Genomic DNA, 26,154 nt, shown 5'->3' on the forward strand with positions numbered 1-26,154 from the left:
CAAGAGGCGACAGCCCCCGATCAGCACTCGTACGGGGGGCCAAATCCCGCGTAAACAGACACAGACATTGTATTTCGCTGGGAAACGCGCTGGGCCATAGATACGATCTATGGCCTATGGGGGACGGCACATTGGACAAACTCACTCTGAACGATCCGCTATTCGCCACCTACGTCATTGCTGCGAGCCTGACGATCCTCAAGGCTGTGGCGATGTCGTGGCTGACTGTAGTCCGTATGGTCGACGTCAAGGGCGGCTACCGTTCACCCGAGGATATCAAGAAGACGCCGATGAACCCCGCGCCCGACCCGGCGCAACTCTTGCCCAACGAGCGCGTCGAGCGGATTCGCCGGATCCAAATGAACGACCTCGAGAGCCTGCCCTACTTCCTGTTCGCGGGTTTGCTCTACATTCTCACGCAACCGTCCCTGCTGCTCGCCCAATGGCTGCTATACGGTTACGTCGCCTCACGTCTGCTTCACTTCATCGCCTATCTCACCGGACAGATTCATGAGATACGCGCGACCTTCTGGACTGTGGGCTCGCTCATCCTGATCTTCATGACCGTCCGGACGTTGATATCTGCAGTCGGCGCGTGAAGTTCAAGCCGTAACGCCGGCTTCGCGCTGGGCCGATAGGTAACGTTCAAGATCGTCGTCCCGCTTGAAAAATCGCATGGCACGAAGCTCTGTTATAGTTGTCTTTTGCACGGCATCGCGCTGGCGCGTCACGTCGCGGGCCTCTTCCAATCGCCTGGCGGCTACAAGATTGGCTACCAGCATGCGATGGCCCGTACCGTTGGCCGGATTCTGCTGGATCGAGTTGCGCGCCCACAAGACACCATCCTCAGGGCGTCCGAGCGCAAAGCATGATGCAGCCAGGCCCGTCATCCAAAAGTGGAGCATATTGTCGTAGGGGCTGAGGGCGATCGACCGGTGAAGGCATGTGACAGCATGCTCATAGTCGCCCCCCATGCTGTCGATCATTCCAAGAATGCCCCAGGCGAAGGCGGAGCTGGGATTGAGGCGCACAGCTTCCTTGCAGTGGATGCGCCCCTGATCGTTGTTGCCGACCGGACCAAACAATGTGAAGCCATAGACCGCATGGGCGAAAGCATCTGCGCCATCTTGCTCGACGGCGCGGCGCGCCAAGACGAGGGCTTCGACCAACGTTTCCGGCAACGCTGCGGCCCCCAGAGGCGACGCCATGACAAGTGCCCAGGCAAGGGACGCCAGCGTGGCTGGGCGCAGCTGATCGCGGTTGAGAGACTGTCGCAACAATACGATCGCCCTCGTGATCCCGTCACGGGTTCCGTTCCATAGATGGGGAAGCGCTCGCAGGTAGATGTCGTAAGCCGAAAGATCAGAGAGCGGCTTGCGCCTTGCGCGCTCGACCTCGGCGCTCCGCACGGCCGGATCAATCACTGCTGCGACGCTCGCGCTGATGTCATCCTGCAGATCGAAAACATCGACGATGGCGCGATCGTAGCGATCAGACCAGACCTGAACCTCATCGCGGGCATGGGTCAGTTCGGCCGATACACGAATGCGGTTGCCCGCTTTGCGGATGTTGCCGCTCAGGACGTATTGAACACCGAGTTGTTGCGCGATTTGCCGGCTGGTCAGCCTTCTATCCTTGAAGGCGAAGCTCGATCCGCGTGCGATGACCACGAATTCGCGAAAGCGCGACAAAGCGGTGATGATGTCCTCGGTGACACCGTCAGCGAAGTATTCCTGCTCTGGGTCGTCGCTCATGTTCCGAAACGGCAGAACTACGATGGATGGTTGATCCATGACCATCATCAGAGCAGGCGTAAGCGGAGTCGATATCTCGATCTCGCTGACAGCCACCGATTCGATCAGTATCTGGGCTCTGCGTAGTTCAGCAACGAGCGCTCTGGTTGCCTCGTCCGGCTCTGTATTGAGCTCTCGCTTCAGAAGCCCAACGACCTCTTGATAGTATTTGAGCGCTTCAGCTTTACGCCCAGTTGCAGACAGAGCTTGCATGATCAGCCGGTGCGCATCCTCACGCATGTTGTTCAGTGCGCTGGCACGGTGCCCGGCCTTCAATGCGTGATCGGCGCGACCGGCGACCAGTTCTTTTTCGCCGAGCCCGACCATCGCAGTCAGAGCCAGCTCCTGAAATCGCTGGCGTTCGCCAGCCAGCCAATCGCTCCAGCCTTCTTCGGTAACACCGATGTCATCGACGAAGCGCCCTCGATAGAGATGCGCTGCCTCACCCAGCGCATCACGGCCGCCCTCCCGCACCAAGGCCTCGAACCGGCTGATATCGCACAGGATCACCGTCGTATTCAGCGATACGAACTCGCCATCGCTCTTGAGAGCATCCCGACCCAGAATTTGACGTAGCTTGAACAGTGACTGACGGAGGTTCTGCCTTGCTTGCGCGTCGAAATAAGACCCCCAGAACAGGGTCGACAGTTTTTCGCGCGGCTGAGGCTCCGGTGCCGTGCAAGCCAGATAAGCAAGCAATCCCGAGAGCTTCTTGTTTGGCAAGCCGACCACGCCGTTCGGCCCGGTGAGCACGACGCGTCCCAAAAGCGAAAGATTAAATTTTGGGCACACTGTCGGCTACTTCCAAGTTTTGAACAAATGCGTCCCCTGAATATACATTTAACTCAGATTGGCAACTTTGCGAGCAGTATTAACGCAGCGATGACGGCTGACTAACGCCGGTGAGACGGCGGCGGGTTCAAGTCAAAATGCGACGAGATGCGAATGGCATTCGGCGCAGAGCAACTTCACCCGGAAGCCGTCATGCGCACGCGTCACATCATTGCAGTCGTCGTTACCCTGACCGTGATCCTCGCCGGAGTTGATGTGGCGCTGACTTCCCTGGCCGCTCCGAAAGCTAGGGCGGCTTCGCACACCACGCCTCCCGTCTCACCCCTCCTTTTCGGAGGCGACTGATCTCGGTTCGATTTCGAAGTAGCCATCAAGCAGGAGGTCGCATTGACCAATACCGCGCAACTACGAGCGCGATCGTATGCCTTTCTCTCAACCGAAGACGAACGACGAGTCGTCGCGAGATGGAGAACTGGAGTGATCGCGTTCTATGGCTCGATTTTGTTGATTGCTTTGGCTGCAACGAGCCAAAGGCCCCAAGCCGATCAGCCTGACCTCGCTTCCGATGATTTCGTCACATACCACATGTCGAGCTTGCCGCTACCGTAGGCGAACAAAGCCAACGCCGCGGTAGCATCACTGCCAATGCCAGCAAGCACAGCGAAGTTTCAATGCAAATTTCAAGGGTGTCAGGCGGGCCGAGCGGTCAGCAAGCTCACCTGCATCATCCCGTGAAGTATCAGGAAAAGAGTGATGAAGACCGACTTTCCGGCGCCATCTCCAGCACCTGTGGGGGCTTCGATGATCGTCGGCGCACTTCATGAATCCCGTCGCCGGCAGGCAATCAACATCATTCATCGCTACCAGCATCTCATCTCCGACCGCGTCGAAACCAATCCTGGCAAGCCCATTCCATCGCCAGACGCGAAAATGCGCGTTCGTCAGATACAGAACAGTGAAAGGAAAAGAAACGTGAGACGACTGAGCGAGACGCACCTGATCATCCTGATCCTTATCGGCTTCGGCATTGTGCACGTGATTGGCGGCGTCCTCCTGGCACGGGCGGCGCCCGAGCACAGTCGCCCTGTGAATATAGCAGCCTGGGGCGACTGATCGCGGCAGGCGAAGACGGCATCAATCATCAATCGGCGGCAACGATCGTGAGGCTGACATGACTGAAATCGCGAGCGCGATGTCCCGCGCTCTTCGTTCGATCACCGGATTCGATGTGCTCAAGCATTTTCTGTTTTTCTGCGGAGCCGGAATTCTGGTGTTCGTGCTCTCGCTCACTTACGGCCTGGATTTGAGCTCGGGCCTTTTCTGATCCTCGCCACGATTGCGCAAACCGAAGCGTTCAATTCCCCGCAGGTCATATCCGCATGAGGTCACTACGTGAACGCCCTGATCGCCACTTATATCGCATGGATCATCGCCCAAACCGGCTTCGCCCCTCCGGCTCACCCGCCAATCCATTTCGCGACGTCAGCAGAAATGGCTGTGCTAAGTGGTGCGCCGGAAAATAGCGGGCTCGAATTTCAAGCGCTCTACAGCCGCGAAGAAGGCGCGATCTACCTGCCCCACGAATGGCAACCGGTCAATTTGCGGCAGAAGAGCGCGCTGCTGCACGAACTCGTGCATCACGTGCAACGGGCCAACAACGTCGAAGCTCCGTGTGTGGCAGCCCACGAACGCCAGGCCTATGATCTTCAGATGAAATGGCTACGCGAACAGGGGGTCGAGGATCCCTACAGCCTCATCGGCACGAATGAGCTCACAATCTACATGGTGAGCGTCTGCCGCGACGGTTCGTAAGCGGCACGCGACGTTCCTTCGTCATAGGCCATGAGATGCAACGGGCTCGTGCGCGAGCCGATGCTCAGGCGATTGGAGCGCGCCGAGGTTGGTTTGAGCCGATCTTGATACGCCTAATAGAATGCGTGGAAGTGGTGCACCGGGCCGTGGCCGTGACCGACCGTAAAACGATCCGCCGCAGCGATCGCAGCCGTGACATAGGCTTTCGCCGCACGCACGGCGGCTTCCATGTCCTGCCCCTTGGCGAGGCCCGCCGCGATCGCTGATGACAGCGTGCAGCCGGTACCGTGCGTATTCTTCGTGGACACGCGCTCTGCAGGCAATGCGATGGCGCGGTCTGCGGTGATAAAATAGTCGGTGCTCTCCGGACCGGTCCCATGGCCGCCCTTGATCAGCACAGCCTTGCAGCCGAGCTTGAGCAGACGCTTGCCCTGCGCCTCGATAGCCGCATCGCCCTCTGCCATCGGCTCGTCGAGCAGCGCGGCGGCCTCTGGCAGGTTCGGCGTGATAATCTGCGCCCGCGGGATCAGTGTACTGCGCAGCGCGGCGATGGCCTCCGGCGCCAGCAGACGATCGCCTGAAGTCGCCACCATCACGGGATCGAGCACCACATGTTTCGGCTGCCATGTCGCAAGGCCCGCGGCGATGGCCTCGATCACATCGCGCTGCGCGACCATGCCGATCTTCACCGCGCCGACCGCGAGATCGACGAACACGGCATTGATCTGCTCGCTCACGAACTCCGCAGGCACCTGATGGATGCCGGTGACGCCCTTGGTGTTCTGCGCGGTCAGCGCTGCGATCACCGACGCGCCATAGACGCCCAGCGCCGCGAAGGTCTTGAGGTCGGCCTGGATGCCGGCGCCGCCCGAGGAATCCGAACCGGCAATGGTCAGCGCAACGGGTGTGGGCATCGGAAAAACTCGCACGAGATCAAGGGATAAGCAGCCATACCAGTCCTACCCCGCCAGTCGTGAACCAGCAAGGCGGCGACATGCTGGCGGCTTGCGCCGCACCCTGTTTTGGGCTTGATGATCTCTAAAATCGCCCGTTTCCGGAGAATCCCGATGGTCCCCTTCTTTGTCCAGTTCAAGTGTAAGCTTGGCCAGTCCTACGCCGTCGCCAACGCGCTGGCCGAAGCCGAAATCGCCTCGGAGATCTATTCCACCGCTGGGCATTACGACCTGCTGGTGAAGTTCTACGTCGATAACGCCACCGACATCGGCCATTTCGTGAACGAGAAGGTGCAGACCATCCCGGGCATTCAGGACACCCACACGATCATCACGTTCAAGGCGTTTTGAGGCGGAGCGCTGTAGACGCGCTCCCTCTCCCCGCTCTGCGCGGGGAGAGGGGTGGGGTGAGGGCGAGGCACGCGGTCACATCCATTTGCCATCTCACAAGTCGCACCGAATCCGATCCGAAAATAATGCGTATGTGATGAGGCCGTGCCATGCCCCTCACCCGCCGCGAAGACGCGGCGACCTCTCCCCGCAAGCGGGGAGAGGTTAAGAGACCTACACGGCCATCTTCCGATGCAGCACGGGCACCCCGCTCAGCTCCTCCGCCGCGTCGACGATTGCATTCGCGTCGATGCCGTGGTGGCGATAGAGGTCACCGATCGTGCCGGTCTGGCCGAATTGCTCGACACCCAGCGCTTCCATACGATGACCGCACACGCTGCCAATCCAGCCCAAAGTCGCGGGATGACCATCGAGCACGGTGACGATGCCGCAATCGCGCGGCAGCGGCTGCAGCAGCTTCTCGATGTGGCTCAGATGCTGCGGGTTACGCCGGTCGCGGCGGATTTTCCGCGCTGACGTCCAGCCGGCATGGAGACGGTCGGCTGAGGTGATCGCCAGCAGGCCGATGTCGCGATGGCTGTCGCCAAGCAGTCCCGTTGCCTCGATCGCTTCCGGCGCCAGCGTGCCGGTATAGGCGATCACCAGATCGCAATTGGCGCCGGGCTTGCGCAGCCAGTAGGCGCCGTCAGTGATGCCCTGCTGCAGCTCCGGCGTCATCATGCGCTGCGGCTGCTCGATGGTGCGCGTGGAGAGCCGCAGATAGACCGAGCCGCCGGCACGCTGACCGCTGTCATCAGTGCCCGCGTCGCGCTGCATGTGCTGGAAGCCCCACCCCATGATGACGGCGAGCTCATCGACGAAAGCCGGCTCGAATGATGCGAGCCCGTCTTGCGCCATGCCGATCAGCGGCGTCGCGATCGACTGATGAGCACCGCCTTCTGGCGCAAGCGTGATGCCCGACGGCGTCGCCGCCACCATGAAACGGGCATCCTGATAACAGGCATAGTTGAGCTGATCGAGACCACGCTCGATGAAGGGATCGTACAGCGTCGCGACCGGCAGCAGACGGACGCCGTTGATGCTGCTCGACAGGCCCAGGGCCGACATCAGGATGAACAGGTTCGCCTCGGCGATGCCGAGTTCGAGATGCTGGCCCTTCGGCGAAAAGTCCCAGTTGAAGGTGGACGGAATCTTCTCGCTGCGGAAGTGATCGGCCTTCTCGGCACGCGCGAACAGCCCGCGGCGATTGACCCAGGCGCCGAGATTGGTGGACACGGTGACATCGGGCGACGCGGTGACGATGCGCGACGCCAGTTCGGTATCGCCGCGTGCCAGCTCATGCAGGACGAGGCCGAAACCCTGCTGCGTCGACATTTCCGGCGATGGCTTGAACGACAGATGCGCGGGAACATCGATCACGTCAGCGCCCAGGCGCCGCGTGCCCTGCTGCACGAAAGGCACATCCTTGAGGAACGCATCGAGCATCAAAGCCTCCTGCGTCAGGCCTTCATATCTGTCCCATTCATGGCCGGGCCGAATGTTCTGCGCCGCGCGCCAGGTCTCCATTTGCGTCGGCGTCATCAGGCCCGCATGGTTGTCCTTGTGGCCCTGGAACGGCAGGCCGATGCCCTTGATCGTATAGGCGATGAAGCAGACCGGACGATCGTGATCGATGGCTTCGAAAGCCTCGACCATGCTGGCCATGTCGTGGCCGCCCAAATTGGACATCAGTGCCAGCAGTTCCTCGTCGCTGCGCGCCTCGATCAGGCGCGACACCGGACCCTGATCGCCGATCTCGTCGTTGAGCCGCTTGCGGAACGCTGCGCCACCCTGGAAACACAAAGCCGAATAGATCTGGTTCGGACAGTTGTCGATCCAGGTCTTCAGCGCCGCGCCGCCGGGCTCGGCAAAAGCCGTCTGCATTAGCCGGCCATACTTCACGATCACCACGTCCCAGCCAAAGTTGCGGAACATGGATTCGAACTTCTCCCACAGCCCCTCGCGCACCACGGCGTCGAGGCTCTGGCGGTTGTAGTCGACGATCCACCAGGTGTTGCGCAGCCCGTGCTTCCAGCCTTCAAGCAAAGCTTCGAAGATATTGCCCTCGTCCATCTCGGCATCGCCGACCAGCGCGATCATGCGGCCTTCGCGGCGGTCCTTCATCCAGCCGTGAGCCGAGACGTAGTCCTGCACCAGCGACGAGAACAGCGTCTGCGCGACGCCGAGGCCGACCGAGCCGGTGGAGAAATCGACATCGTCGATATCCTTGGTGCGCGACGGATAGCTTTGCGCCCCCTTGAAGCCGCGGAAGTTCTCGAGCTTCTCGCGCGTCTGGTTGCCGAACAGATACTGGATGGCGTGGAACACCGGACTCGCATGCGGCTTCACCGCGACGCGGTCTTCCGGCTTCAGCACGGCGAAATACAGCGCCGACATGATCGTCGCCAGCGAGGCGGATGACGCCTGATGGCCGCCAACCTTGAGGCCGTCGGTATTGGGGCGGATGTGGTTGGCGTTATGGATGGTCCATGACGAGAGCCAGAGCACCTTGCGCGCCAAGGCGGTCAGGGTCTGCAGGCGATGATGATCGATCGGCATGGTGGGCTCCCGCGTCGGCCAGCTGCGCTGATTCGTGATGAGGTCGCCATTCTAGCAGGCGCCCTTGCGGGATTTTCTCAATTCATCGCGACAACCACGGCAATCTTGGGATAAACGAATTGTTCTGGCTCCAATTTCATGGAATTTTCCCAATGTCAGCCCTCGACGCAATCGACCGCAAGATTCTCGCCGCGCTGCAGATCGACAGCCGCATCACCATGCAGGAGCTCGCCGAGAAGGTCGGGCTCTCGATCTCGCCGTGCCATCGCAGGGTGAAATTGCTGGAAGAGCGCGGCGTCATCACCCGCTACATGGCGCTGGTCGATCAAAAATCGATCGGGCTCCCAGTAAGTGTCTTCATCTCCATCAAGCTTGTCAGGCAGAAGGAGGAAGACCTCAACCGTTTTGCGAAAGCGATCTCGAAATGGGAGGAAGTGCTGGAATGCTATCTGATGACCGGCAACCGCGACTATCTCTTGCGCGTCGTCGCGGCGGATCTGTCGTCCTATGAGGCATTCCTGAAGAACAAGCTGACGCGGCTCGACGGCATCGCCTCGATCGAATCCAGCTTCGCCCTCAGCCAGGTGAAGTATTCGATCGCACTGCCGGTGTGAGGGCCCAGAGCTAGCTGGCCAGCTTCACCGTGGCGGCGGTACCACCCGGGGCGCTGACGACGCTCTGGTAGTGCGCAATCGGCTGCGGGCGGCCGATCAGGAAACCCTGGATTTCCGCACAGCCTTCGCTCGCAAGAAACGACATTTGGGCGACGGTCTCGACGCCCTCGGCGATCACCGGGAGCTTCAACGAGCGGCCGAGCCCGATGATAGCGTGAACAATAGCCGCTGACTGCGGATTGTCCTCGAGATTGGCTACGAAGGTCTGGTCGATCTTGATCTTGTCGAAGGGGAAAGCCTGCAAATAGCTCAAGCTCGAATACCCCGTACCGAAATCATCCATGGCGACGCGAACGCCCAGTTCCTTGACGGCGTGCAGGATTGCGATGGCACCAGCAAAATCGTCAATCAGCACGCCTTCGGTGATCTCGATCTCGACACGCTTCGGGCATAGACCGGTTTCCGCCAGAACGGCGGCGAGCATCCCGGGCACATCGCCGCGCTGAAAATTGACCGGCGACAGGTTAATGGCAATCGACAGCGGATTGACCCAGGTCGCCGCCTCGCGACAGGCCTCGCGCGCCACCCACTCGTCGATGGCGCCTATCAGACCGCTCTCCTCCGCTAGCGGAATGAACACCGTCGGCGAGATGATGCCGCGCTCGGGATGCCGCCAGCGCAGCAGAACCTCGAAGGCGACGACAGCGCCCTCGGTGGTCGCCTGCGGCTGAAAATAGAGTTGGAATTGCTTGTTCTCGACCGCCACCACGAGATCACGTTGCAGCAGTCGCTTCTCGCGGATGTGCTGATCCATCGCAGCCTCGAAGAAGCGGATGGTGCCGCGTTCCTCGGCCTTGGCGCGGTCGAGCGCCAGATCCGCATGCGCAATGAGAGCTTCGATATCCTGGCCGTCCTGCGGATAGACGGAGATGCCGATACTACAGCGAACATTGACGTGCTGGCCGTCGATCTGAAACGTATTATCGAGAATGCCCGACAATCGCGCACAGAGATCTTCCGCTGTTTGCGGCTCCGCGCCGAGATGAGACACGATCGAGAAGATATCGCCACTCGGCCGTGCCAGAAATGCACCGTTGCAGGCTTGCGCCAGCCGCTTCGCCAGCTCGGCCAGTACGGCGTCTCCAGTGGCCTGGCCGTATACGTCATTTGTCTCTCTGAAGCGGTCTATATCGATCCGCGCGATCGCAAACGAGCCGTGTCCCGCCGAGGCCTCTTTGAAGACGCGGGCCAGATGTTCGTTGAAAGCAACACGATTGGGCAGATCGGTGATCGGATCGTGCCGCGCGAGATGCACGATCCGCGCTTCGCTGAGTTTGCGGTCGGTGATGTCGGCATGGGTCGCGACCCAGCCGCCATTCTTCATCGGCCGGTAGCGCACATTGATGGCGCGTCCATCCGGCAGCTCGGCGGTCTGGCTGCTCGGCACGCGATCCGCGAGCGCCGTCCGCATCTTCATCTCATAACTATCCATATCGACGAACAGCGTGCCAGCTGCCGCGCGAATTGCCAGCACCTGATCCTCGGTCGCGCCGGCGAACATTTTCGCCGGCGCGATATTGTACATGCGCATGTAGCTTTCGTTCCACAATTCGAGCAGACCATCGGCGCTATACATGCACAGGCCCTGCTCCATATTGTTGAGCGCCGCATCGAGCTGCAGATTGCGCTTGCTCATGCTGCGGCGGGTGCGCTGATCTGTTACGGCAACGACGAGGCCCGCGATCACCACGGCGGCGGTGAAGGCCGCAATGGCCAGCGACAGTTCGATCGGCGACAGCAGACTTTGGGTCTCAGCGGCTGCGGCATTGTAGGTCAGATCGATCGCGCCCATGGCAACGAAGTGATGTACACAGATCGCGAGCGTCAGAAGCAGTGCGGCAACGAGCAGCTTGCCGGGCCGGTCGGCTGTCTGGGCGATGAGGATCGCCAAGGCGGCAATCACCATGCCGCCGACGACCGACGCCGTCACGAGGTCCGGCATCCACTGGATGATGGCGGGGATGCGCAGCGACGCCATGCCCATATAGTGCATGCAGGCGATGCCGAGGCCGATCACCGCGCCGCCGGCCAGCGCGTTCCGTTTGGTTCGATTAAACAGCGCGATGGCGAATCCGGCCGTGGTCATCACTGCAGAGGCGACGAGCGAACAGGCGGTGATGATAAGATCGTAATGGAGTTCGAAACCAGGCGTGTATGCGAGCATCGCGATGAAATGCGTCGCCCATGTGCCGAATCCGGTGACCGCGCCTGCGGTAATCAACCACGCAAGGCGCGTGTCGGGCAATGCGGTGCGCGCACGCGTGAACAGGTTGACGGCAGCAAGGCTGGAGAGAAAACACACCGCTGCCGCCAGCAGGATCTGCCGCCAGTCATGCTGCAACTCGATGCAATTCCAGACTCGTAGCATAAAGATACCAACATATGACGAGATATCGAAGCATAGCGCGTGCAACGTTCGGAATGTTTAAAACTCACGGAAAAATTGCACAGAAGAGCTGTTATTCTTAAGCCGCGATAAAGCCCGAAATATGCCGGGTATCATCGTCCATGTTTGCGGAAAAATATGCAACACATTCGGATGTACCCACCGCAAGCGCCGTGGCTCAGGGGAAAATCGAGCAATGGGGACGACCTGTCTCTATCAACAGCTCATCATTAGGCGCTCGGATAAGGTTCCGCCGGTGCGGTGACCTGCGCGCGGCGCACGCGTTCGCGATGTGCGGTGTAGACACCGCTGGCGATGATGATTGCAGCACCGGCGAAAGTGACAGCATCGGGCACTTCGCCAAACAGGAAGAAGCCGATCAGCGTCACCCACACCAGCTGCACATAGGAGAACGGCGCCAGTACCGATGCATCCGCATAGCGGAAGGCCAATACGACAATCCAGTGGCCGACAGTAGCGGCGACGCCAATACCAACGCCGAGCGCGATCTGCGTCCAGCTCGGTACGATCCAGTAGAACGGCACGATGACACTGAGCACGAGAAAGCCGGTGATCGCCGAGAACGCCATCGTGGTGATGGCGCGGTCGGCCCCGCTTATTTTGCGCGTCAACACCAATGCGGTCGCCCAGCCCAACGCCGAAATGATCGGAAAGATCGTACCGGGCTGAAACGCCGCGGTGCCTGGCCGCACGATGATCAATACGCCCAGAAGCCCTGCGATGGTGGCAGTCCAGCGGCGCAGACCGACCTTTTCGCCGAGGAAGAGAACCGATAGCCCGGTGACGAATAGCGGCGAGATGAAGCCCGTCGCAGTCGCTTCCGCGATCGGCAGATAACCGAGCGCCATGATGAAGAAGATCGACGAACACAACAGGCCCAGCCCGCGAAATACCTGCAGCAGCGGCCGCGTCGAGCGCATCGGATTGCCCGAGGCCGGCGCCAACACGATCGGCAGCAGGATCACGACGAACACCAGAAAGCGGATCCAGGCGATCTCCACCGATGGCATGCCCGTGCGCGACAGATACTTCGCCATCGCGTCCGATGACGCCAGAAACGCCGTCGAGCAAATGATCATCAGAATGCCGCGCAGCGGCCGGTCGGTATGGCGATGCGCCGATACAGGGGCAGCAGTCTTCGGCGGCGGAACATGGCTTGTCACGAGCGGGGACCAATATGCGGGCTCGTCGGTGCATGCGAGCCGAATCGAATACGGCTCACAAAACGACGATCACGAGGCCGGGACAACTGCCGATATCAGGACACGGATATGCACGCGGCAAAAAAGCCTATGCCGGCCGACGCATCAGCGGCCAGCGTGCAGCGCAGCATCGATTTTACCGCATCCCTACAGCATCGGTAGACTGGAAGGCTCCCGGCCGAGCGGGAACGCCTTTCCAATATCAGCCAGTTCGGCCGCCCTGAGCGTCAATGCACTCGCCGCCGCGTTGTCCGCCGCATGGGCGGCCGAAGACGCTTTCGGAATTGCGAAGACCGTTGGCTGACGGATCAGGAAAGCGAGCGCCACCTGCCGCGGCGTGGCCAGATGGGCGTCGGCGATCTGCTGCAGGATTTTGCCGCCCGGCGAGCGCGTCGACGGGAAATCATTATGCCCGAACGGCGAATAGGCCACGACAGCGACGCCATGGCTCTCGCACCACGGGATCACGCGGTGTTCGATGGCGCGCTCCTGTAAATGATAGAGCACCTGATTGCAGGCGATGGCGCCCTTGCCTGCAAGTTTCGACAGCTCGTTGAGATCGTCGACATCGAAGTTGCTGACGCCCCAGGAGGCAATCTTGCCGGCCGCCTTCAACTCTCCGAAGGCGGCGACAGTCTCGGCAAGCGGCACCTGACCGCGCCAGTGCAGCAGGTAGCAATCGAGCCGGTCGGTACCCAGCCGCTTCAGCGAGCGCTCGCAGGCGGCGATGGTGCCCTTCCGCGATGCGTTGCTCGGCAGCACCTTGGAGACCAGGAACACCTCGTCGCGACGGCGGGCGATGGCCTCTGCAATCACGAGTTCCGCGTCACCATACATTTCGGCCGTGTCGATATGGCTCATGCCGGCATCGAGGCCGGCCTGCAGCGCCCTGACCGCCGCAGCGCGGTCACTGTGGTCGATATACCAGGTGCCCTGCCCGATGACTGAGACGTCGCGCTTGGTTTGGCCGAATGGATTGTGTCGCATGGTGCGCCTCCGCCTCCCGCGGCAATGAGGCACACGGGAGTGGACTTTAGCGCATCAATTCAGAGGAGTCAGTGGCTGATCATCCACGGCCGCGCTGTCGGGAAGCTCTTGGCGCCCGAGCGGGTCTGCTTCACCAGCCGCGACGGCTTCTTGCCGGAACAGCAACCGCAACCGGCCCCGTGCGACGCCTTGTACTCCGCCGATGTCTTCGGCGCATTGCGGCTGCGCTCGTTGGTGGCGTGGGCCTTGCGCTTGTCGGAGGGCATGCAGAAGAACGCCGGCGCAGTCAGGATCACACGCGGGGCCTGTGTCGCGCAATGCGGACAGTTCTGCGGGTCATCGCATTCGGCCATCGGCCGCATGTCGGTGAACGGACCGCAATCGTCGCAGAGATATTCATAGACCGGCATCGCGCTTCACTTTCGTTGGCACATCAGAAAAAAGTGCCGCGGGGCCGTGACTAGAGCCCCGCAGCCGAGTTGACCGCGTTACTTGTCCGGCGAGAGCGGCATCTGGATGTCGCCCTTGATGTGTTTGACGGGCCCTGCCGACGACGGATTGATGTCGAAGTCGAAGATCTGCGTCGGCAGCCACAGCGTGGCGCAGGCATTGGGCACGTCGACGACGCCGGAGATGTGGCCCTGCACCGGCGCGGTGCCGAGGATCGAATAGGCCTGCGCGCCGGAATAGCCGAACTTCTTCAGATATTCGATGGCATTCAGACAGGCCTGACGATAGGCGATATGCACGTCGAGATAATGCTGCTTGCCCTGCTCGTCGACAGAGATGCCTTCGAAGATCAGGAAGTCGTTGTAGTTCGGCGTCATCGGTGACGGCTTGAACACGGGGTTCTTGATACCGTATTTCGACACGCCGTCCTTGATGACATCGACCTTGATGTGCAGCCAGCCGGCCATCTCGATGGCGCCGCAGAAGGTGATTTCGCCGTCGCCCTGCGAGAAGTGCAGGTCGCCCATGGAGAGACCGCCGCCAGGGACATAGACCGGGAAATAGACCTTCGAGCCGCGCGACAGATCCTTGATGTCGCAATTGCCGCCATGCTCGCGCGGCGGAACGGTGCGCGCGCCTTCGGCCGCAGCCTTCTCCTTCGCCTCACCCTTCAGCCGACCCATATGGGCAGTCGGGCCGAACGGCGGATTGGCAAGGCCGGGCACGCGGGTCGGGTTCGTCGCGATCAGTGCGGTCTCGCGCTCGTTCCAGGTGGCAAGCAGTTTCGGATCGGGCAGACAGCCGATCAGGCCGGGATGGATCAGGCCGGCGAAGTTCACGCCCGGGATGTGACGCGACGAGGTGTACATGCCCTTGAAGTCCCAGATCGACTTCTGCGCTTCCGGGAAGTGATCGGTCAGGAAGCCGCCGCCATTCTGCTTGGAGAAGAAGCCGTTGAAGCCCCACAGCGAGTCCTTCATCGGGCCGACATCGAGCAGGTCGACCACGAGCAGATCGCCGGGCTCCGCACCCTTGACGCCGATCGGGCCGGACAGGAAGTGCACGATCGACAGATCAATGTCGCGCACGTCGTCGGCGCTGTCGTTGTTCTTGATGAAGCCACCAGTCCAGTCATAGGTCTCGACGATGAAGTCATCGCCGGGATTGACCCATGCGACCATGGGAATGTCCGAATGCCAGCGGTTGTGAATCATGTCGTTGTCGTAGGCCGATTGCGTAAGGTCGACCTTGATCAGTGTATCTGGCATTCAATGCTCCCCTTCGGTTACTGGTCTTGGTGGTTGGACGCGTGGTGAATTAGACGGACAGGTACTTAGCGATCTGCGCGGCATCGATACCTTCGCGCGCTTCGTCGCGAACGATCTCACCATTCTCGATGACGAGGACACGGTCGGCGACATCGAGCGCAAAGCTCAGCACCTGTTCGGAGACGATGATCGACAGGCCCTTGGTGTCGCGGATGTGCTTCAGCGTGCGGGCCATGTCCTTGATGATCGACGGCTGGATGCCTTCGGTGGGTTCATCCAGCAGCAGTACCTTCGGCTTGGTGGCGAGCGCGCGGGCGATGGCAAGCTGCTGCTGTTGGCCGCCGGAGAGATTGCCGCCGCGGCGGCCTCTCATTTCGAGCAGCACCGGGAACAGCTCATAGAGATCGCCCGGCACTTCCTTCTCGCCAGAAGCGACAAGGCCGGTCTCGATATTCTCCTTCACCGTCATATGCGAGAAGATCATGCGGCCCTGCGGCACGTAAGCGAGGCCGCGCGCGACGCGCTCATAACTCTTCAGCGCACCGAGCTCCTTGCCTTCCATGGTCACCGAGCCCGACTTGGTCGGCACGATGCCCATCAGCGACTTCATCAGCGTGGTCTTGCCCATGCCGTTGCGGCCCATGATGGCCACGATTTCGTTGGGCTGCACCGAGACGTTGAGGCCATGCAGAACTTCGCTCTGGCCGTAAGCGACGTGGAGATCGTTGATCGCGAGCATGATGATCTCCTCAATGACCCAGATAGACTTCGATGACCTTGGGATCGTTCTGAACCTTCTCCATGGTGCCTTCGGACAGGATCTGTCCCTGATGCAGCACGGTCACCTTGTGGGCGATGTCCTCGACGAATTTCATGTCGTGTTCGATCACCAGAACCGAGCGGTTCTTGATGATCGTATTGAGCAGTTCCGCCGTCTTGACGCGCTCGCTCACGCTCATGCCGGCGACGGGCTCGTCGAGCATCAAGAGGTCTGGATCCTGGATCAGCAGCATGCCGATCTCGAGCCACTGCTTCTGGCCATGCGAGAGCACATCGGCATACATGTTGAGACGATCCTTGAGGAAGATCATCTCGGCAACTTCCTCGACGCGCTCGCGCACTGCGGCGTCCCGCTTGAACATCAGCGAGCCGAACACCGAGCGCCCGCGCGGATAGGAAATCTCCAGATTCTCGAACACCGTGAGGTCGTCATAGACCGACGGCGTCTGGAACTTGCGGCCGACGCCGGCCTGCACGATCTGGTTCTCTTTCAATTTGGTGAGTTCGGTGCCGCGAAACTGGACGGAGCCCGAGGTGGCTTTGGTCTTGCCGCAGATCAGATCGAGGACGGTGGTCTTGCCCGCGCCGTTGGGGCCGATAATGACGCGGATCTCGTTCTCCTCGACGTAGAAGGAGAGATCGTTGACCGCCTTGAAGCCGTCGAAGGAAACGGTGAGCCCTTCGACCGCGAGCAAAAATTCCTTGGGCTGATGTCCGATGAGCATGATGTCCCCTTACTCGGCCGGCGCGCCGTCGGCGGCGGATTTGATGGCCCAAGCCTTCTTGGATTTAGACGAGCGCATGGCGATCAGGCGATCGATGTGGCGCGCCACGTGATCGCGCCAGATGCCGGACAGGCCATTGGGGAAGAACAGCACCACGGCGATGAACAAGCCGCCGAGGCCGAACAGCCAGAGCTCGGGGAAGGATTCCGACAGCATCGTCTTGGCGTAGTTCACCAAGAGCGTGCCGTAGACCGCGCCGAAGATGGACATGCGGCCGCCCACGGCCGTGTAGATCACCATTTCGATCGACGGCACGATGCCGACGAAGGAGGGCGACATGAAGCCGATCTGCAGCGTGAACATGGCGCCACCGATCGCCGCAAACATTGCCGCGGCACAGAAGGCGAAGATCTTGAAGTTGGCCACGCTGTAGCCGGAGAAGCGGACGCGGTCCTCCTGTTCGCGCATCGCCACCAGGATGCGGCCGAGCTTGGTCAGGCGGATGAACTGCGCGGTGATGATACAGGCGAACAGCACGAAGACTTCGAAGAAGTAGAGAATGACCTTGGCGTGATCGGTGCGGATGTCCCAGCCGTTCAGCGTGCGCAGGTCGGTCATGCCGTTGATGCCGCCGGTGTAGCCCTGCTGGCCGATGATCAGGATGGTGGCGATCGCCGCGATGGCCTGGGTGATGATGGCGAAATAGACGCCGCCGACACGTCGCTTGAACATCGCGGCGCCGATGATGAAGGCCAGCAGCGTCGGCACCACGAGGATGGCGATGATGGTCAGCGTCAGCGAGTGAAACGGCTTCCAGAACATCGGCAGCGCCGTGATCTGGTTCCAGTCCATGAAATCCGGAATGCCGGGGGTCGACTGGATCTTGGTGTTGGCGACGCTGGAGGCTTCCAGCTTCAGGAACATCGCCATGCAATAGCCGCCAAGGCCGAAGAACACACCCTGCCCGAGGCTGAGGATACCGCCATAGCCCCAGCACATCACCAGACCGATCGCGACGAAGGCGTAGGTCAGATATTTGGCGACGAGGTTGAGACGAAACACATCCAGAAACAGCGGCAGAATGACTGCGAGCAGCAGCAGCAGCGACAGGAAACCGAGAAGCTCCGAGCGGTTGAAGAAGCGTGAATTGATCATGGTGAGAATACCCTGCTCTGTCTGTACTGCACGCGCTTACTTGCGGACCTTGAGGGCGAACAGGCCCTGCGGCCGGATCATCAGGATCGCGACGATGGTGAGCAGCGTCAGCACCTTGGCCATAGAACCGGACATGAAGAATTCCATGGTCGACTGCGCCTGGGAGATGGTGAAGGCCGAGGCGATGGTGCCGAACAGGCTGGCCGCGCCGCCGAACACCACGACAAGGAACGTATCGACGATGTAGAGCTGGCCGGAGGTCGGACCGGTCGAGCCGATCATGGTGAAGGCGGAGCCGGCGATTCCGGCGATGCCGCAGCCGAGGCCGAAGGTGTAGCGGTCGACCTTCTCGGTATTGATGCCGACGGCGCCGGCCATCACACGGTTCTGCACCACGGCGCGAACCTGACGACCCCAGCGCGACTTGTACATGATGTAGGCGACCACCATGGTGATCCCCAGCGTCAGTACCATCACGAAGATGCCGTTGATCGGCACCTCGATCGTATCGGTGACCTGCTTGGAGCCCATCATCCATTGCGGCAGTTCGACGCCGACTTCGCGCGCACCGAACACCGAGCGATAGGCCTGCTGCAGGATCAGGCTGAGGCCCCAGGTCGCCAGCAGCGTGTCGAGCGGACGCTTGTAGAGATGCCGTATCAGCCCCCATTCGACCAGCATCCCCAGCGCACCGGAGGCGATGAAAGCGAGGATCATGGCAACGAAGAAGTAGCCGGAGAACAGTGACGGCAGATGCGACTGGAAGAAGCTCGACGTCAGCCAGGTAACGTAGGCGCCGAGGATCATGAATTCGCCATGCGCCATGTTGATGACGCCCATCTGCCCGAAGATGATTGCGAGGCCGAGTGCCATCAGCACATAGACCGAAAACAGGATCAGGCCGGCAAAGCCCTGCATTGCAAAGATGGCGCCAAGGTCACCAATCGAATAGTCGCCGAACATCGATCCGTCCTCCGTCAGGGAAAGGGTCCCGCGCCGCGCGATGAGACGCGACGCGGGGTTGTCGTGCGCGGATAGGTCGTCCGCGCCAGGGAGAAGCTGCGCGGAGACACGCTCCGCGCTTGAGGAGGAAGGCTTACTGGTAGCCCTTCGGGAACGGATCCGGCTCGATCAGTTCGGGCGTCTCGTAGACCACCTTGAACTGGCCATCGAGCTGGGCCTGGCCGACGCGAGCCTTCGACCACAGATGGTGGTTCGGATGGATCTTGACGTAGCCTTCCGGCGCCTTGGTGAATTCGATACCGGCAGACGCAGGTGCGATCTTGTCGATATCGAAGCTGCCGGCCTTTTCGACCGTCATTTTCCAGAGCCACGGGCCGAGATAGGCAGCCTGCGTCACGTCGCCGATCACGGTCTTCTCGCCCCACATCTTCTTGAAGGCAGCGACGAATTCCTTGTTGTTCGGGTTATCGAGCGACTGGAAGTACTTCATACAGGCATAGGCGCCCGCGATGTTCTCGCCGCCGATACCGTCGATCTCGTCCTCGGTGACCGAGATGGTCAGCATGGTCTGCTTCGACAGGTCGATGCCGGCCGCCTTGAGCTGCTTGTAGAAGGCGACGTTAGAGCCGCCGACCACTGCCGCATAGATCACGTCCGGCTTGGTCAGCTTGATCTTGTTGATCACCGAGTTGAACTGGGTGTGGCCGAGCGGGAAGTATTCTTCGCCCGACACCTTGCCGCCGAGCTTGCCCTCGATGTGCTTGCGCGCGATCTTCATCGACGTGCGCGGCCAGATATAATCCGAGCCGATCAGATAGAAGCTCTTGCCGTTTTTGGTCTTGGAGACCCAATCGAGGCCGGCGAGGATCTGCTGGGTGGCTTCCTGACCCGTATAGATCACGTTCTTCGACTGCTCGAGACCTTCATAGAAGGTCGGGTAGTAGAGCATGCCGTTGTACTGCTCCATGACCGGCAGCACCGCCTTGCGGGAGGCCGAGGTCCAGCAGCCCATGATGGCGGCGACCTTGTCATTGACCAGCAGCTTCTTGGCCTTTTCAGCGAAGGTCGGCCAGTCCGAGGCACCGTCTTCCTGGATGAACTTGATCTTGCGGCCGAGCACGCCGCCCATGGCGTTGATCTGGTCGATGGCGAGCTTTTCAGCCTGAACCGAGCCGGTTTCCGAGATCGCCATCGTACCGGTGACGGAATGCAGAATGCCGACGGTAACTTCCGTATCGGTAACCGCAAGGCCGGTGGTATTGATGGCTGAGGTGGCCGGCGCCTGCGCAAAAGATGTGCGCGGAAGCAGCGACATTGCCGGCAAAGCCGCCATGCCCATCAGCAGTTTACGCCGCAATGGCGAGTGCAAGCCCGGTTTCTTCTCGTCTGACATTTCAACCCCACTGGTTCGAGTACGCCTATTGGTGAGGCAAGCATTGCTGAACTTGTGCGGTGCACGGATACGCGAGATCGCGTATACTGCACCGCAAAATGCCGACGTAGGTTTTTGCATCACGCAAACATGCGTAGTTTGACAGGGTCAGGAGCGGAGTAGTGGCAGGGCGGCAGCGTATCGACCGCGTGAGACGCCAGTACAATCAATGGGTCGCCAACCAGACCCTGGAGGATTACGCACTCCGCTTTACGGCGAAGAGCGCCAGGCGCTGGTCCGCCGCGCGGGTCGCCAACACGGCATTAGGCGCCATTTCGTTTCTCGCCCTCGAGGCCATCGGCGGCACCATCACCATCAATTACGGCATGACCAACGCTACGGCAGCGATCCTGGTGGTCAGCGTCATCATCTTCTGCTGCGGATTGCCGATCGCGTATTATGCCGCAAAATGCGGCATTGATATCGATCTCCTCACCCGCGGTGCCGGTTTCGGCTATATCGGCTCGACTGTTACCTCGCTGATTTATGCGTCTTTCACCTTCATCTTCTTCGCCATCGAGGCAGTCATTCTCGCCTCGGCACTGGAGATGTGTTTCGATATTCCACGCCCCATCGGCTACCTAATATCGGCCGTGGTCATCATCCCCTTGGTGACCCATGGCATCACGCTGATCAGCCGTTTCCAGCTCTGGACCCAGCCGATCTGGCTGGTGCTCAACCTGCTGCCTTTCGCAGCCATCGCCTATGCCAGCCGCGACTCCTTCGTGGCCTGGACCAAATTTCCGGGCGACCACGGCAGCGCCGCCGGCCATCTCGATCTCCTGCTGTTTGGCACGGCCGCTTCGGTCGTATTCTCGCTGGTCGCGCAGATCGGCGAACAGGTCGACTTCCTGCGCTTCCTGCCGCGCGACCGCCGCAGCTCGCGTGCGAGCTGGTGGGTGGCGCTGCTATGCGCGGGTCCGGGCTGGATCATTGTCGGCGCGATCAAGCTGCTGGCCGGTTCGTTCCTCGCCTATTTCGCACTGACCCACGGCGTTTCGGCCGAGCACGCCGCCGAGCCCGCGCATATGTATCTCGAAGCGTTTCGCTATGTGTTGTCGCAGCCTGATCTGGCGCTGGCTTTGACAGGAACCTTCGTGATCCTATCGCAGCTCAAGATCAACGTCACCAATGCCTATGCGGGCTCGATCGCCTGGTCGAACTTCTTCTCGCGCCTCACCCACAGCCATCCCGGCCGCGTCGTCTGGCTGGTGTTCAATGTGCTGGTCGCGCTGCTGCTGATGGAAATCGGCGTCTACAAGGCGCTGGAGCAGACGCTGGCGCTGTACTCCAACGTTGCGATTGCATGGGTCGGCGCGCTGGTCGCCGATCTCGTCATCAACAAGCCGCTCGGGCTGCGCCCCCAGCAGATGGAGTTCAAGCGCGCGCATCTCTACGACATCAACCCGGTCGGCGTCGGCGCCATGCTGGCCGCCACCGTGATGTCGGTCAGCGCCTTCTACGGCCTGTTCGGCCCGACGGCCAAGGCACTGTCGCCGTTCGTAGCCTTGCTTACCGCGCTTGTGACCGCACCGATCATCGCCTTCGCGACAGGCGGGAAATACTATATTGCCCGCAAGCCGAAGCGCGCCTGGCAGAACATGGCAGCGATCCAGTGCTGTATCTGCGAACATTCGTTCGAGCCCGAGGACATGGCCCACTGCCCGGCCTATGCCGGCCCGATCTGCTCACTGTGCTGCTCGCTCGATGCGCGTTGCCACGATCTCTGCAAGCCGCATGCGCGGATCGACGCACAGATGTCGGCGACGTTCGGCAAATTGCTGCCGGAGCCGATCCTGGCCCGGCTCAATTCGCAGCTCGGCCATTACCTTGGCGTGTTCATGATCGCTGCCGGCCTTGTCGGCCTGACGCTGGGACTGATCTATCTGCAGACCTCCGCCGCATCGCCGGGAGACAGTGCGCAGGTCTCGGAAGTGCTGTGGAAAGTGTTCTTCGCGCTGGCGATCATCATCGGCGTGGTGGCATGGCTATTCGTGCTGGCCAAGCAAAGCCGTCGCGCCGCCGAAGCCGAGACCAAGCGGCAGACCACCCTGTTGATGCAGGAAATCGACGCCCACAAGCGCACCGATGCCGAGCTGCAGCGCGCCAAGGAGGTCGCAGAATCCGCCAACCTCGCCAAGAGCCGTTATGTGGTCGGCCTGAGCCACGAGCTGCGATCGCCGCTGAATGCGATCAGCGGTTATGCGCAGCTCCTGGAGCAGGACGACAGTCTGCAGACCCGCCCGCGCGATCAGGTGCGTGTCGTCAAGCGCAGCGCCGATCATCTCTCCGGCCTGATCGACGGCATTCTGGATATTTCCAAGATCGAGGCGGGGCGCCTTTACCTCTCGCGCGACGAAGTGCGCCTCACCGACTTCCTCGATCAGCTCGTCGGCATGTTCCGCCTGCAGGCCGCAGCCAAGGGCATCGACTTCGTGTTCCGGCGGCCGAACATCCTGCCCACCGTCGTCTATGCCGACGAGAAGCGATTGCGGCAGATCTTGATCAACCTGCTCTCGAACGCCATCAAGTTCACGCAGGCCGGCAGCGTCCAGTTCGTGATCCATTATCGCAGCCCGGTCGCCGAATTCGAGATCATCGATACCGGCCCAGGCATCCGCCCCGACGATCTTGAACGAATCTTCGCGCCCTTCGAACGCGGCGCGCTTGGCGCTGCGCAGCCGCACACGGGCACGGGTTTGGGCCTCACGATTTCCAAACTGCTCGCCGGCGTGATGGGCGGCGATATCCGCGTTAGCAGCGAGGTCGGCACCGGCAGCACGTTCCGCGTCAAGATGCTGCTCTCCGAAGTAACGAACCCCACGCGCATCGCGCCGGTGGACGCGCCGATCTACGGCTATCACGGTATCAGAAAGACCATTCTGGTCACCGACGACGATCCGACGCAGCGCGACCTCTTGCGTCAGGTGCTGACGCCGCTGGGCTTCATTCTTCTGAGCGCGCCCGATGGCCAGGCCTGCCTCAGCCTCGCCCAGCATTGCCGCCCGGATCTGTTCCTGCTGGATATTTCCATGGCCGGCATGGACGGTTGGACGGTGGCGGAGAAGCTACGGTCGTCGGGCCACCATCAAGCGCGTATCCTGATGGTCTCGGCCAGCGCGCTGGAAGCCCATGGCGCGCCGCTCGCCCAGCCATTCCATGACGGCTACCTGATGAAGCCGATCGAACTGCCGCGGCTGCTCGAACAGATCGGACAACTCCTGAAGATCGAATGGCAATACGAACGCGACGAAGTGGCACCTCTGCCGCAATGGACGCCGAATAGCGGCACACGGCCGCCCGTGCATCATGTAGAGGAACTCATTAGCCTCGGGCAGATGGGGCACATCCGCGCCATCCAGTTAAAGCTCGACGAAATCGGCAATGAACATCCCGAACATACCGACTTTGTCGCGCAGATGCGTTCGCTGATCGATCGCTTCGACCTCGATCAATACATGGCCACCTTGAAGACGCTGTACACCTATGACCACTGAATCGAAAAAACGCGACGTCGCGCTGGTGGTCGACGACTCACCGGAAACATTGCGGCTACTGACCGACGCGCTCGATGGCGCCGGCATGACCGTGATGGTGGCCATGGACGGCGCTGCAGCGATGCGCATCGTCGAACAGATCACGCCGGACATCATCCTGCTGGATGCCGTCATGCCGGGGATCGACGGCTTCGAGACCTGCCGCCGGCTAAAGCGCGATGCGGGTCTCGGCGACGTGCCCGTGATTTTCATGACCGGGCTGTCCGAGACCGAACATATCGTGCGCGGACTCGAGGCCGGCGGCGTCGATTACGTCACCAAACCGATCATCATCGAGGAAATGCTGGCGCGGATCCGCGTGCATCTCGCCAATGCGCGGCTGACGCAGAGTGCGCGCACCGCGCTCGATGTCTCCGGGCGTTTCCTTCTCGCGGTGAGCGGCAAGGGCAATATCCTGTGGGCGACGCCGCAGGCGCAGAAATTGCTCAGCGATCACCTGATCGCCGCCCCCAATGATGAATTGCTGCTGCCACCAGTCATGATGCAGTGGCTCGAGCAGATGCAGCGGCCGGGCGCCAAGCCGGCACCGTCATCGGGCTTTCCGAGCAACGAGCTGCTGCGTCTGCAATATATGGGGAAAGTCGGCTCCGACGAATTCCTGCTGCGGCTCGCCAAGGAGAACGCACCAACCGCCCCCGCCGAATTCAGCAAGGAGCTTGGCCTCACCGGCCGCGAGGGCGAAGTGCTGTCCTGGCTCAGCAAGGGCAAGAGCAACCGCGATATCGCGCAGATCCTTGGCCTCAGCCCGCGCACCGTCGACAAGCATCTCGAGCAGATCTACGCCAAACTTGGCGTCGAGAACCGTACCGCGGCTGCGGCAATTGCGGTGAATGCGAGCCACAGACGGCAATAGCCGCGACGTGATCGTCGCGTAGTTCGACCGCTGCTCCAATCAGTCTGATACTGCACCGCACGCGCGGCATCGCGGCGCGTGCTCGCACCTTTCCACGCGCGAATTCGCTATTGACAAACCTTTTCGCCAATATCTAATTTGTCGAAAAACAGAGAATGACTGGCCCGACACGAGGCCGCATTGGGGAGAGAAACATATGACACGCCAGTTCCTGGTGTGCGCAGCCGCGCTCACGCTTTGGACATCCACCGCTTCCGCTCAGGTCTCCGACGACGTCGTTCGCATCGGTGTCCTTACCGATCTCTCAAGCTGGGGGCGCGACAACAGCGGCCCTGGATCGGTCGAAGCCGCGAAGATGGCGCTCGAGGAATTCGGCCCGACCGTTCTCGGCAAGCCGATCGAGATCATCAGCGCCGATCATCAGATGAAGTCTGACGTCGGCATCCAGATCGCGCGCAACTGGTTCGACGCCGGCAAGGTCGATGCCGTTGTCGATATCCCGAACTCCGCCATCGCCATCGCGGTTCATAATCTCGCGAAGGACCGCAACAAGATCGCACTGCTGTCCGGCCCCGGCGCAAGCACGCTCACGGATGAGCTGTGCAGCCCCAACACGGTCCACTTCACCTACGACACCTACGCACTTGCGAAGGTGACAGCCTCTGCTGTGGTCGCCGGCGGTGGAAAGTCATGGTTCTTCATCACGGCCGACTACGCCTTCGGCAATCAGCTTGAACAGGACGCGACGCGCTTCATCAAGGCGAGCGGTGGCACCGTGCTGGGCGGCGTTCGCCATCCGACCAACACCGCCGACTTCTCATCCTTTGCGCTGCAGGCGCAGAACTCGAAGGCTGAAGTCGTCGCCTTCGCCAATGCCGGCCAGGACACTGACAATTCGATCAAGCAGTCCGGCGAGTTCGGTCTCGTCAAGGGCGGCCAGAAACTGGTCGGCCTCTTGATGTTCGACACAGATGTGCACGCGATCGGACTGGAGGCGGCCCAAGGCACCTACCTCACCACCGCGTCCTACTGGAACATGGATGACAAGACGCGCGCATGGTCGAAGAAATTCTTCGAACGCACCAAGGTGATGCCGACCATGATCCAGACCGGCGTCTATGGCTCGGTGCTGCACTATCTCCAGGCCATCAAGGCTGCCGGCACCGACGATCCGGCCAAGGTAATGACCAAGATGCGCGAGCTGCCGATCGAGGACACCTTCGTGCATGGCGGCAAGCTGCGCGAAGACGGCCGCGTCATTCGCGACATGTATCTGGCCCGCGTGAAGAAGCCGTCGGAATCCAAAGAGCCTTGGGACTATCTCGACATCATCAAGACCGTGAAGGGCGATGACGCCTTCCGGCCCATCTCTGAATCGAAATGCCCATTGCTGAAGAAGTAA

General features: G+C 61.0%; 22 protein-coding genes. 9 read left to right on the plus strand and 13 right to left on the minus strand.

Going from position 1 to position 26,154, the window contains the following annotated elements; genetic code table 11:
* Window positions 1-131 precede the first annotated feature (131 nt).
* Window positions 132-599, plus strand: coding sequence for an MAPEG family protein (locus tag AB8B02_RS16920; RefSeq protein ID WP_439064515.1), 468 nt, complete (start codon window positions 132-134; stop codon window positions 597-599).
* 3 nt (window positions 600-602) lie between these two features.
* Here the strand turns inward: AB8B02_RS16920 and AB8B02_RS16925 are convergent, their stop codons facing one another.
* Window positions 603-2,585, minus strand: a complete 1,983-nt coding sequence (locus AB8B02_RS16925) for a BTAD domain-containing putative transcriptional regulator (RefSeq protein ID WP_439064516.1) — start codon at window positions 2,583-2,585, stop codon at window positions 603-605.
* 753 nt (window positions 2,586-3,338) lie between these two features.
* Between AB8B02_RS16925 and AB8B02_RS16930 the strand changes: the two genes are divergently transcribed.
* The 3 genes from AB8B02_RS16930 (at window position 3,339) to AB8B02_RS16940 (ending at window position 4,397) form a co-directional block, all read left to right on the plus strand.
* Entirely contained in the window at window positions 3,339-3,698 is a 360-nt protein-coding gene (locus AB8B02_RS16930) for a hypothetical protein (RefSeq protein WP_439064517.1), read from the plus strand.
* Between the two features lie 58 nt (window positions 3,699-3,756).
* On the plus strand, window positions 3,757-3,909 hold the full coding sequence (locus tag AB8B02_RS16935; RefSeq protein ID WP_439064518.1) for a hypothetical protein: 153 nt from the start codon (window positions 3,757-3,759) through the stop codon (window positions 3,907-3,909).
* A 68-nt stretch (window positions 3,910-3,977) separates the two neighbouring features.
* Window positions 3,978-4,397 carry a DUF6647 family protein gene (locus tag AB8B02_RS16940; protein WP_439064519.1) on the plus strand — a complete coding sequence of 140 codons (420 nt, stop codon included), beginning with the start codon at window positions 3,978-3,980 and terminating at the stop codon, window positions 4,395-4,397.
* Window positions 4,398-4,510: 113 nt separating this feature from the next.
* Here the strand turns inward: AB8B02_RS16940 and thiD are convergent, their stop codons facing one another.
* The gene (gene thiD / locus AB8B02_RS16945; protein WP_439064520.1) at window positions 4,511-5,311 is read right to left on the minus strand and encodes a bifunctional hydroxymethylpyrimidine kinase/phosphomethylpyrimidine kinase; all 801 of its coding nucleotides are present in this window, start codon (window positions 5,309-5,311) and stop codon (window positions 4,511-4,513) included.
* A gap of 153 nt (window positions 5,312-5,464) precedes the next feature.
* On the opposite strand from thiD, the gene AB8B02_RS16950 reads away from it, so the two are divergent.
* Complete coding sequence (locus AB8B02_RS16950) at window positions 5,465-5,701, plus strand: Lrp/AsnC ligand binding domain-containing protein (RefSeq protein WP_068735543.1); 237 nt, start codon at window positions 5,465-5,467, stop codon at window positions 5,699-5,701.
* Between the two features lie 213 nt (window positions 5,702-5,914).
* Here AB8B02_RS16950 and AB8B02_RS16955 read toward each other — a convergent pair whose 3' ends face one another.
* On the minus strand, window positions 5,915-8,299 hold the full coding sequence (locus AB8B02_RS16955) for a transketolase (RefSeq protein WP_439064521.1): 2,385 nt from the start codon (window positions 8,297-8,299) through the stop codon (window positions 5,915-5,917).
* A 152-nt stretch (window positions 8,300-8,451) separates the two neighbouring features.
* Between AB8B02_RS16955 and AB8B02_RS16960 the strand changes: the two genes are divergently transcribed.
* Window positions 8,452-8,913: an Lrp/AsnC family transcriptional regulator gene (locus AB8B02_RS16960; protein ID WP_175366591.1), complete on the plus strand. Its 462-nt coding sequence runs from the start codon at window positions 8,452-8,454 to the stop codon at window positions 8,911-8,913.
* 10 nt (window positions 8,914-8,923) lie between these two features.
* Here AB8B02_RS16960 and AB8B02_RS16965 read toward each other — a convergent pair whose 3' ends face one another.
* The 10 genes from AB8B02_RS16965 to urtA all read right to left on the minus strand — a co-directional run bounded on the left by AB8B02_RS16965 (window position 8,924) and on the right by urtA (window position 20,303).
* On the minus strand, window positions 8,924-11,341 hold the full coding sequence (locus AB8B02_RS16965) for a bifunctional diguanylate cyclase/phosphodiesterase (protein WP_439064522.1): 2,418 nt from the start codon (window positions 11,339-11,341) through the stop codon (window positions 8,924-8,926).
* A 248-nt stretch (window positions 11,342-11,589) separates the two neighbouring features.
* Window positions 11,590-12,543: a DMT family transporter gene (locus tag AB8B02_RS16970; RefSeq protein ID WP_374725716.1), complete on the minus strand. Its 954-nt coding sequence runs from the start codon at window positions 12,541-12,543 to the stop codon at window positions 11,590-11,592.
* 186 nt (window positions 12,544-12,729) lie between these two features.
* Entirely contained in the window at window positions 12,730-13,569 is an 840-nt protein-coding gene (locus AB8B02_RS16975) for an aldo/keto reductase (protein ID WP_439064523.1), read from the minus strand.
* A 68-nt stretch (window positions 13,570-13,637) separates the two neighbouring features.
* A complete protein-coding gene (locus AB8B02_RS16980) occupies window positions 13,638-13,979 on the minus strand; it encodes an FmdB family zinc ribbon protein (protein ID WP_120291885.1) in 342 nt (113 codons plus the stop codon).
* 78 nt (window positions 13,980-14,057) lie between these two features.
* Window positions 14,058-15,287 carry a formamidase gene (gene fmdA / locus AB8B02_RS16985; protein WP_439064524.1) on the minus strand — a complete coding sequence of 410 codons (1,230 nt, stop codon included), beginning with the start codon at window positions 15,285-15,287 and terminating at the stop codon, window positions 14,058-14,060.
* Between the two features lie 49 nt (window positions 15,288-15,336).
* Complete coding sequence (urtE, locus tag AB8B02_RS16990; RefSeq protein ID WP_439064525.1) at window positions 15,337-16,026, minus strand: urea ABC transporter ATP-binding subunit UrtE; 690 nt, start codon at window positions 16,024-16,026, stop codon at window positions 15,337-15,339.
* A gap of 10 nt (window positions 16,027-16,036) precedes the next feature.
* Window positions 16,037-16,792 carry an urea ABC transporter ATP-binding protein UrtD gene (gene urtD, locus AB8B02_RS16995; protein ID WP_068735525.1) on the minus strand — a complete coding sequence of 252 codons (756 nt, stop codon included), beginning with the start codon at window positions 16,790-16,792 and terminating at the stop codon, window positions 16,037-16,039.
* 9 nt (window positions 16,793-16,801) lie between these two features.
* Window positions 16,802-17,947, minus strand: coding sequence for an urea ABC transporter permease subunit UrtC (urtC, locus tag AB8B02_RS17000; RefSeq protein WP_439064526.1), 1,146 nt, complete (start codon window positions 17,945-17,947; stop codon window positions 16,802-16,804).
* Window positions 17,948-17,983: 36 nt separating this feature from the next.
* Window positions 17,984-18,910 carry an urea ABC transporter permease subunit UrtB gene (urtB, locus tag AB8B02_RS17005; protein WP_089265233.1) on the minus strand — a complete coding sequence of 309 codons (927 nt, stop codon included), beginning with the start codon at window positions 18,908-18,910 and terminating at the stop codon, window positions 17,984-17,986.
* Between the two features lie 133 nt (window positions 18,911-19,043).
* Window positions 19,044-20,303 (minus strand): urea ABC transporter substrate-binding protein, encoded by a 1,260-nt coding sequence (gene urtA, locus AB8B02_RS17010; protein ID WP_439064527.1) that lies wholly within the window; start codon window positions 20,301-20,303, stop codon window positions 19,044-19,046.
* Between the two features lie 161 nt (window positions 20,304-20,464).
* Between urtA and AB8B02_RS17015 the strand changes: the two genes are divergently transcribed.
* From AB8B02_RS17015 to AB8B02_RS17025, 3 genes are all read left to right on the plus strand, one after another.
* Complete coding sequence (locus tag AB8B02_RS17015; protein ID WP_439064528.1) at window positions 20,465-23,839, plus strand: hybrid sensor histidine kinase/response regulator; 3,375 nt, start codon at window positions 20,465-20,467, stop codon at window positions 23,837-23,839.
* The gene (locus tag AB8B02_RS17020; RefSeq protein WP_092146310.1) at window positions 23,829-24,752 is read left to right on the plus strand and encodes a response regulator; all 924 of its coding nucleotides are present in this window, start codon (window positions 23,829-23,831) and stop codon (window positions 24,750-24,752) included. Before AB8B02_RS17015 ends, AB8B02_RS17020 begins: the two co-directional genes overlap by 11 nt.
* 196 nt (window positions 24,753-24,948) lie before the next feature.
* Entirely contained in the window at window positions 24,949-26,154 is a 1,206-nt protein-coding gene (locus tag AB8B02_RS17025; RefSeq protein ID WP_439064529.1) for an ABC transporter substrate-binding protein, read from the plus strand.

The organism is Tardiphaga sp. 862_B3_N4_1, assembly GCF_051811085.1.
GTDB lineage: Bacteria > Pseudomonadota > Alphaproteobacteria > Rhizobiales > Xanthobacteraceae > Tardiphaga > Tardiphaga robiniae.

What these genes read in the sequence shown, in the direction of transcription:
- thiD (WP_439064520.1), bottom strand. Translation starts at nt 5,311, where the DNA reads ATGCCCACACCCGTTGCGCTGACCATTGCCGGTTCGGATTCCTCGGGC.
- urtE (WP_439064525.1), bottom strand. Translation starts at nt 16,026, where the DNA reads ATGCTCGCGATCAACGATCTCCACGTCGCTTACGGCCAGAGCGAAGTT.
- AB8B02_RS16955 (WP_439064521.1), bottom strand. Translation starts at nt 8,299, where the DNA reads ATGCCGATCGATCATCATCGCCTGCAGACCCTGACCGCCTTGGCGCGC.
- AB8B02_RS16960 (WP_175366591.1), top strand. Translation starts at nt 8,452, where the DNA reads ATGTCAGCCCTCGACGCAATCGACCGCAAGATTCTCGCCGCGCTGCAG.
- urtD (WP_068735525.1), bottom strand. Translation starts at nt 16,792, where the DNA reads ATGCTCATCGGACATCAGCCCAAGGAATTTTTGCTCGCGGTCGAAGGG.
- urtA (WP_439064527.1), bottom strand. Translation starts at nt 20,303, where the DNA reads ATGTCAGACGAGAAGAAACCGGGCTTGCACTCGCCATTGCGGCGTAAA.
- AB8B02_RS16965 (WP_439064522.1), bottom strand. Translation starts at nt 11,341, where the DNA reads ATGCTACGAGTCTGGAATTGCATCGAGTTGCAGCATGACTGGCGGCAG.
- AB8B02_RS17025 (WP_439064529.1), top strand. Translation starts at nt 24,949, where the DNA reads ATGACACGCCAGTTCCTGGTGTGCGCAGCCGCGCTCACGCTTTGGACA.
- AB8B02_RS16935 (WP_439064518.1), top strand. Translation starts at nt 3,757, where the DNA reads ATGACTGAAATCGCGAGCGCGATGTCCCGCGCTCTTCGTTCGATCACC.
- urtB (WP_089265233.1), bottom strand. Translation starts at nt 18,910, where the DNA reads ATGTTCGGCGACTATTCGATTGGTGACCTTGGCGCCATCTTTGCAATG.
- AB8B02_RS16980 (WP_120291885.1), bottom strand. Translation starts at nt 13,979, where the DNA reads ATGCCGGTCTATGAATATCTCTGCGACGATTGCGGTCCGTTCACCGAC.
- AB8B02_RS17020 (WP_092146310.1), top strand. Translation starts at nt 23,829, where the DNA reads ATGACCACTGAATCGAAAAAACGCGACGTCGCGCTGGTGGTCGACGAC.
- fmdA (WP_439064524.1), bottom strand. Translation starts at nt 15,287, where the DNA reads ATGCCAGATACACTGATCAAGGTCGACCTTACGCAATCGGCCTACGAC.
- urtC (WP_439064526.1), bottom strand. Translation starts at nt 17,947, where the DNA reads ATGATCAATTCACGCTTCTTCAACCGCTCGGAGCTTCTCGGTTTCCTG.
- AB8B02_RS16950 (WP_068735543.1), top strand. Translation starts at nt 5,465, where the DNA reads ATGGTCCCCTTCTTTGTCCAGTTCAAGTGTAAGCTTGGCCAGTCCTAC.
- AB8B02_RS16975 (WP_439064523.1), bottom strand. Translation starts at nt 13,569, where the DNA reads ATGCGACACAATCCATTCGGCCAAACCAAGCGCGACGTCTCAGTCATC.
- AB8B02_RS16930 (WP_439064517.1), top strand. Translation starts at nt 3,339, where the DNA reads ATGAAGACCGACTTTCCGGCGCCATCTCCAGCACCTGTGGGGGCTTCG.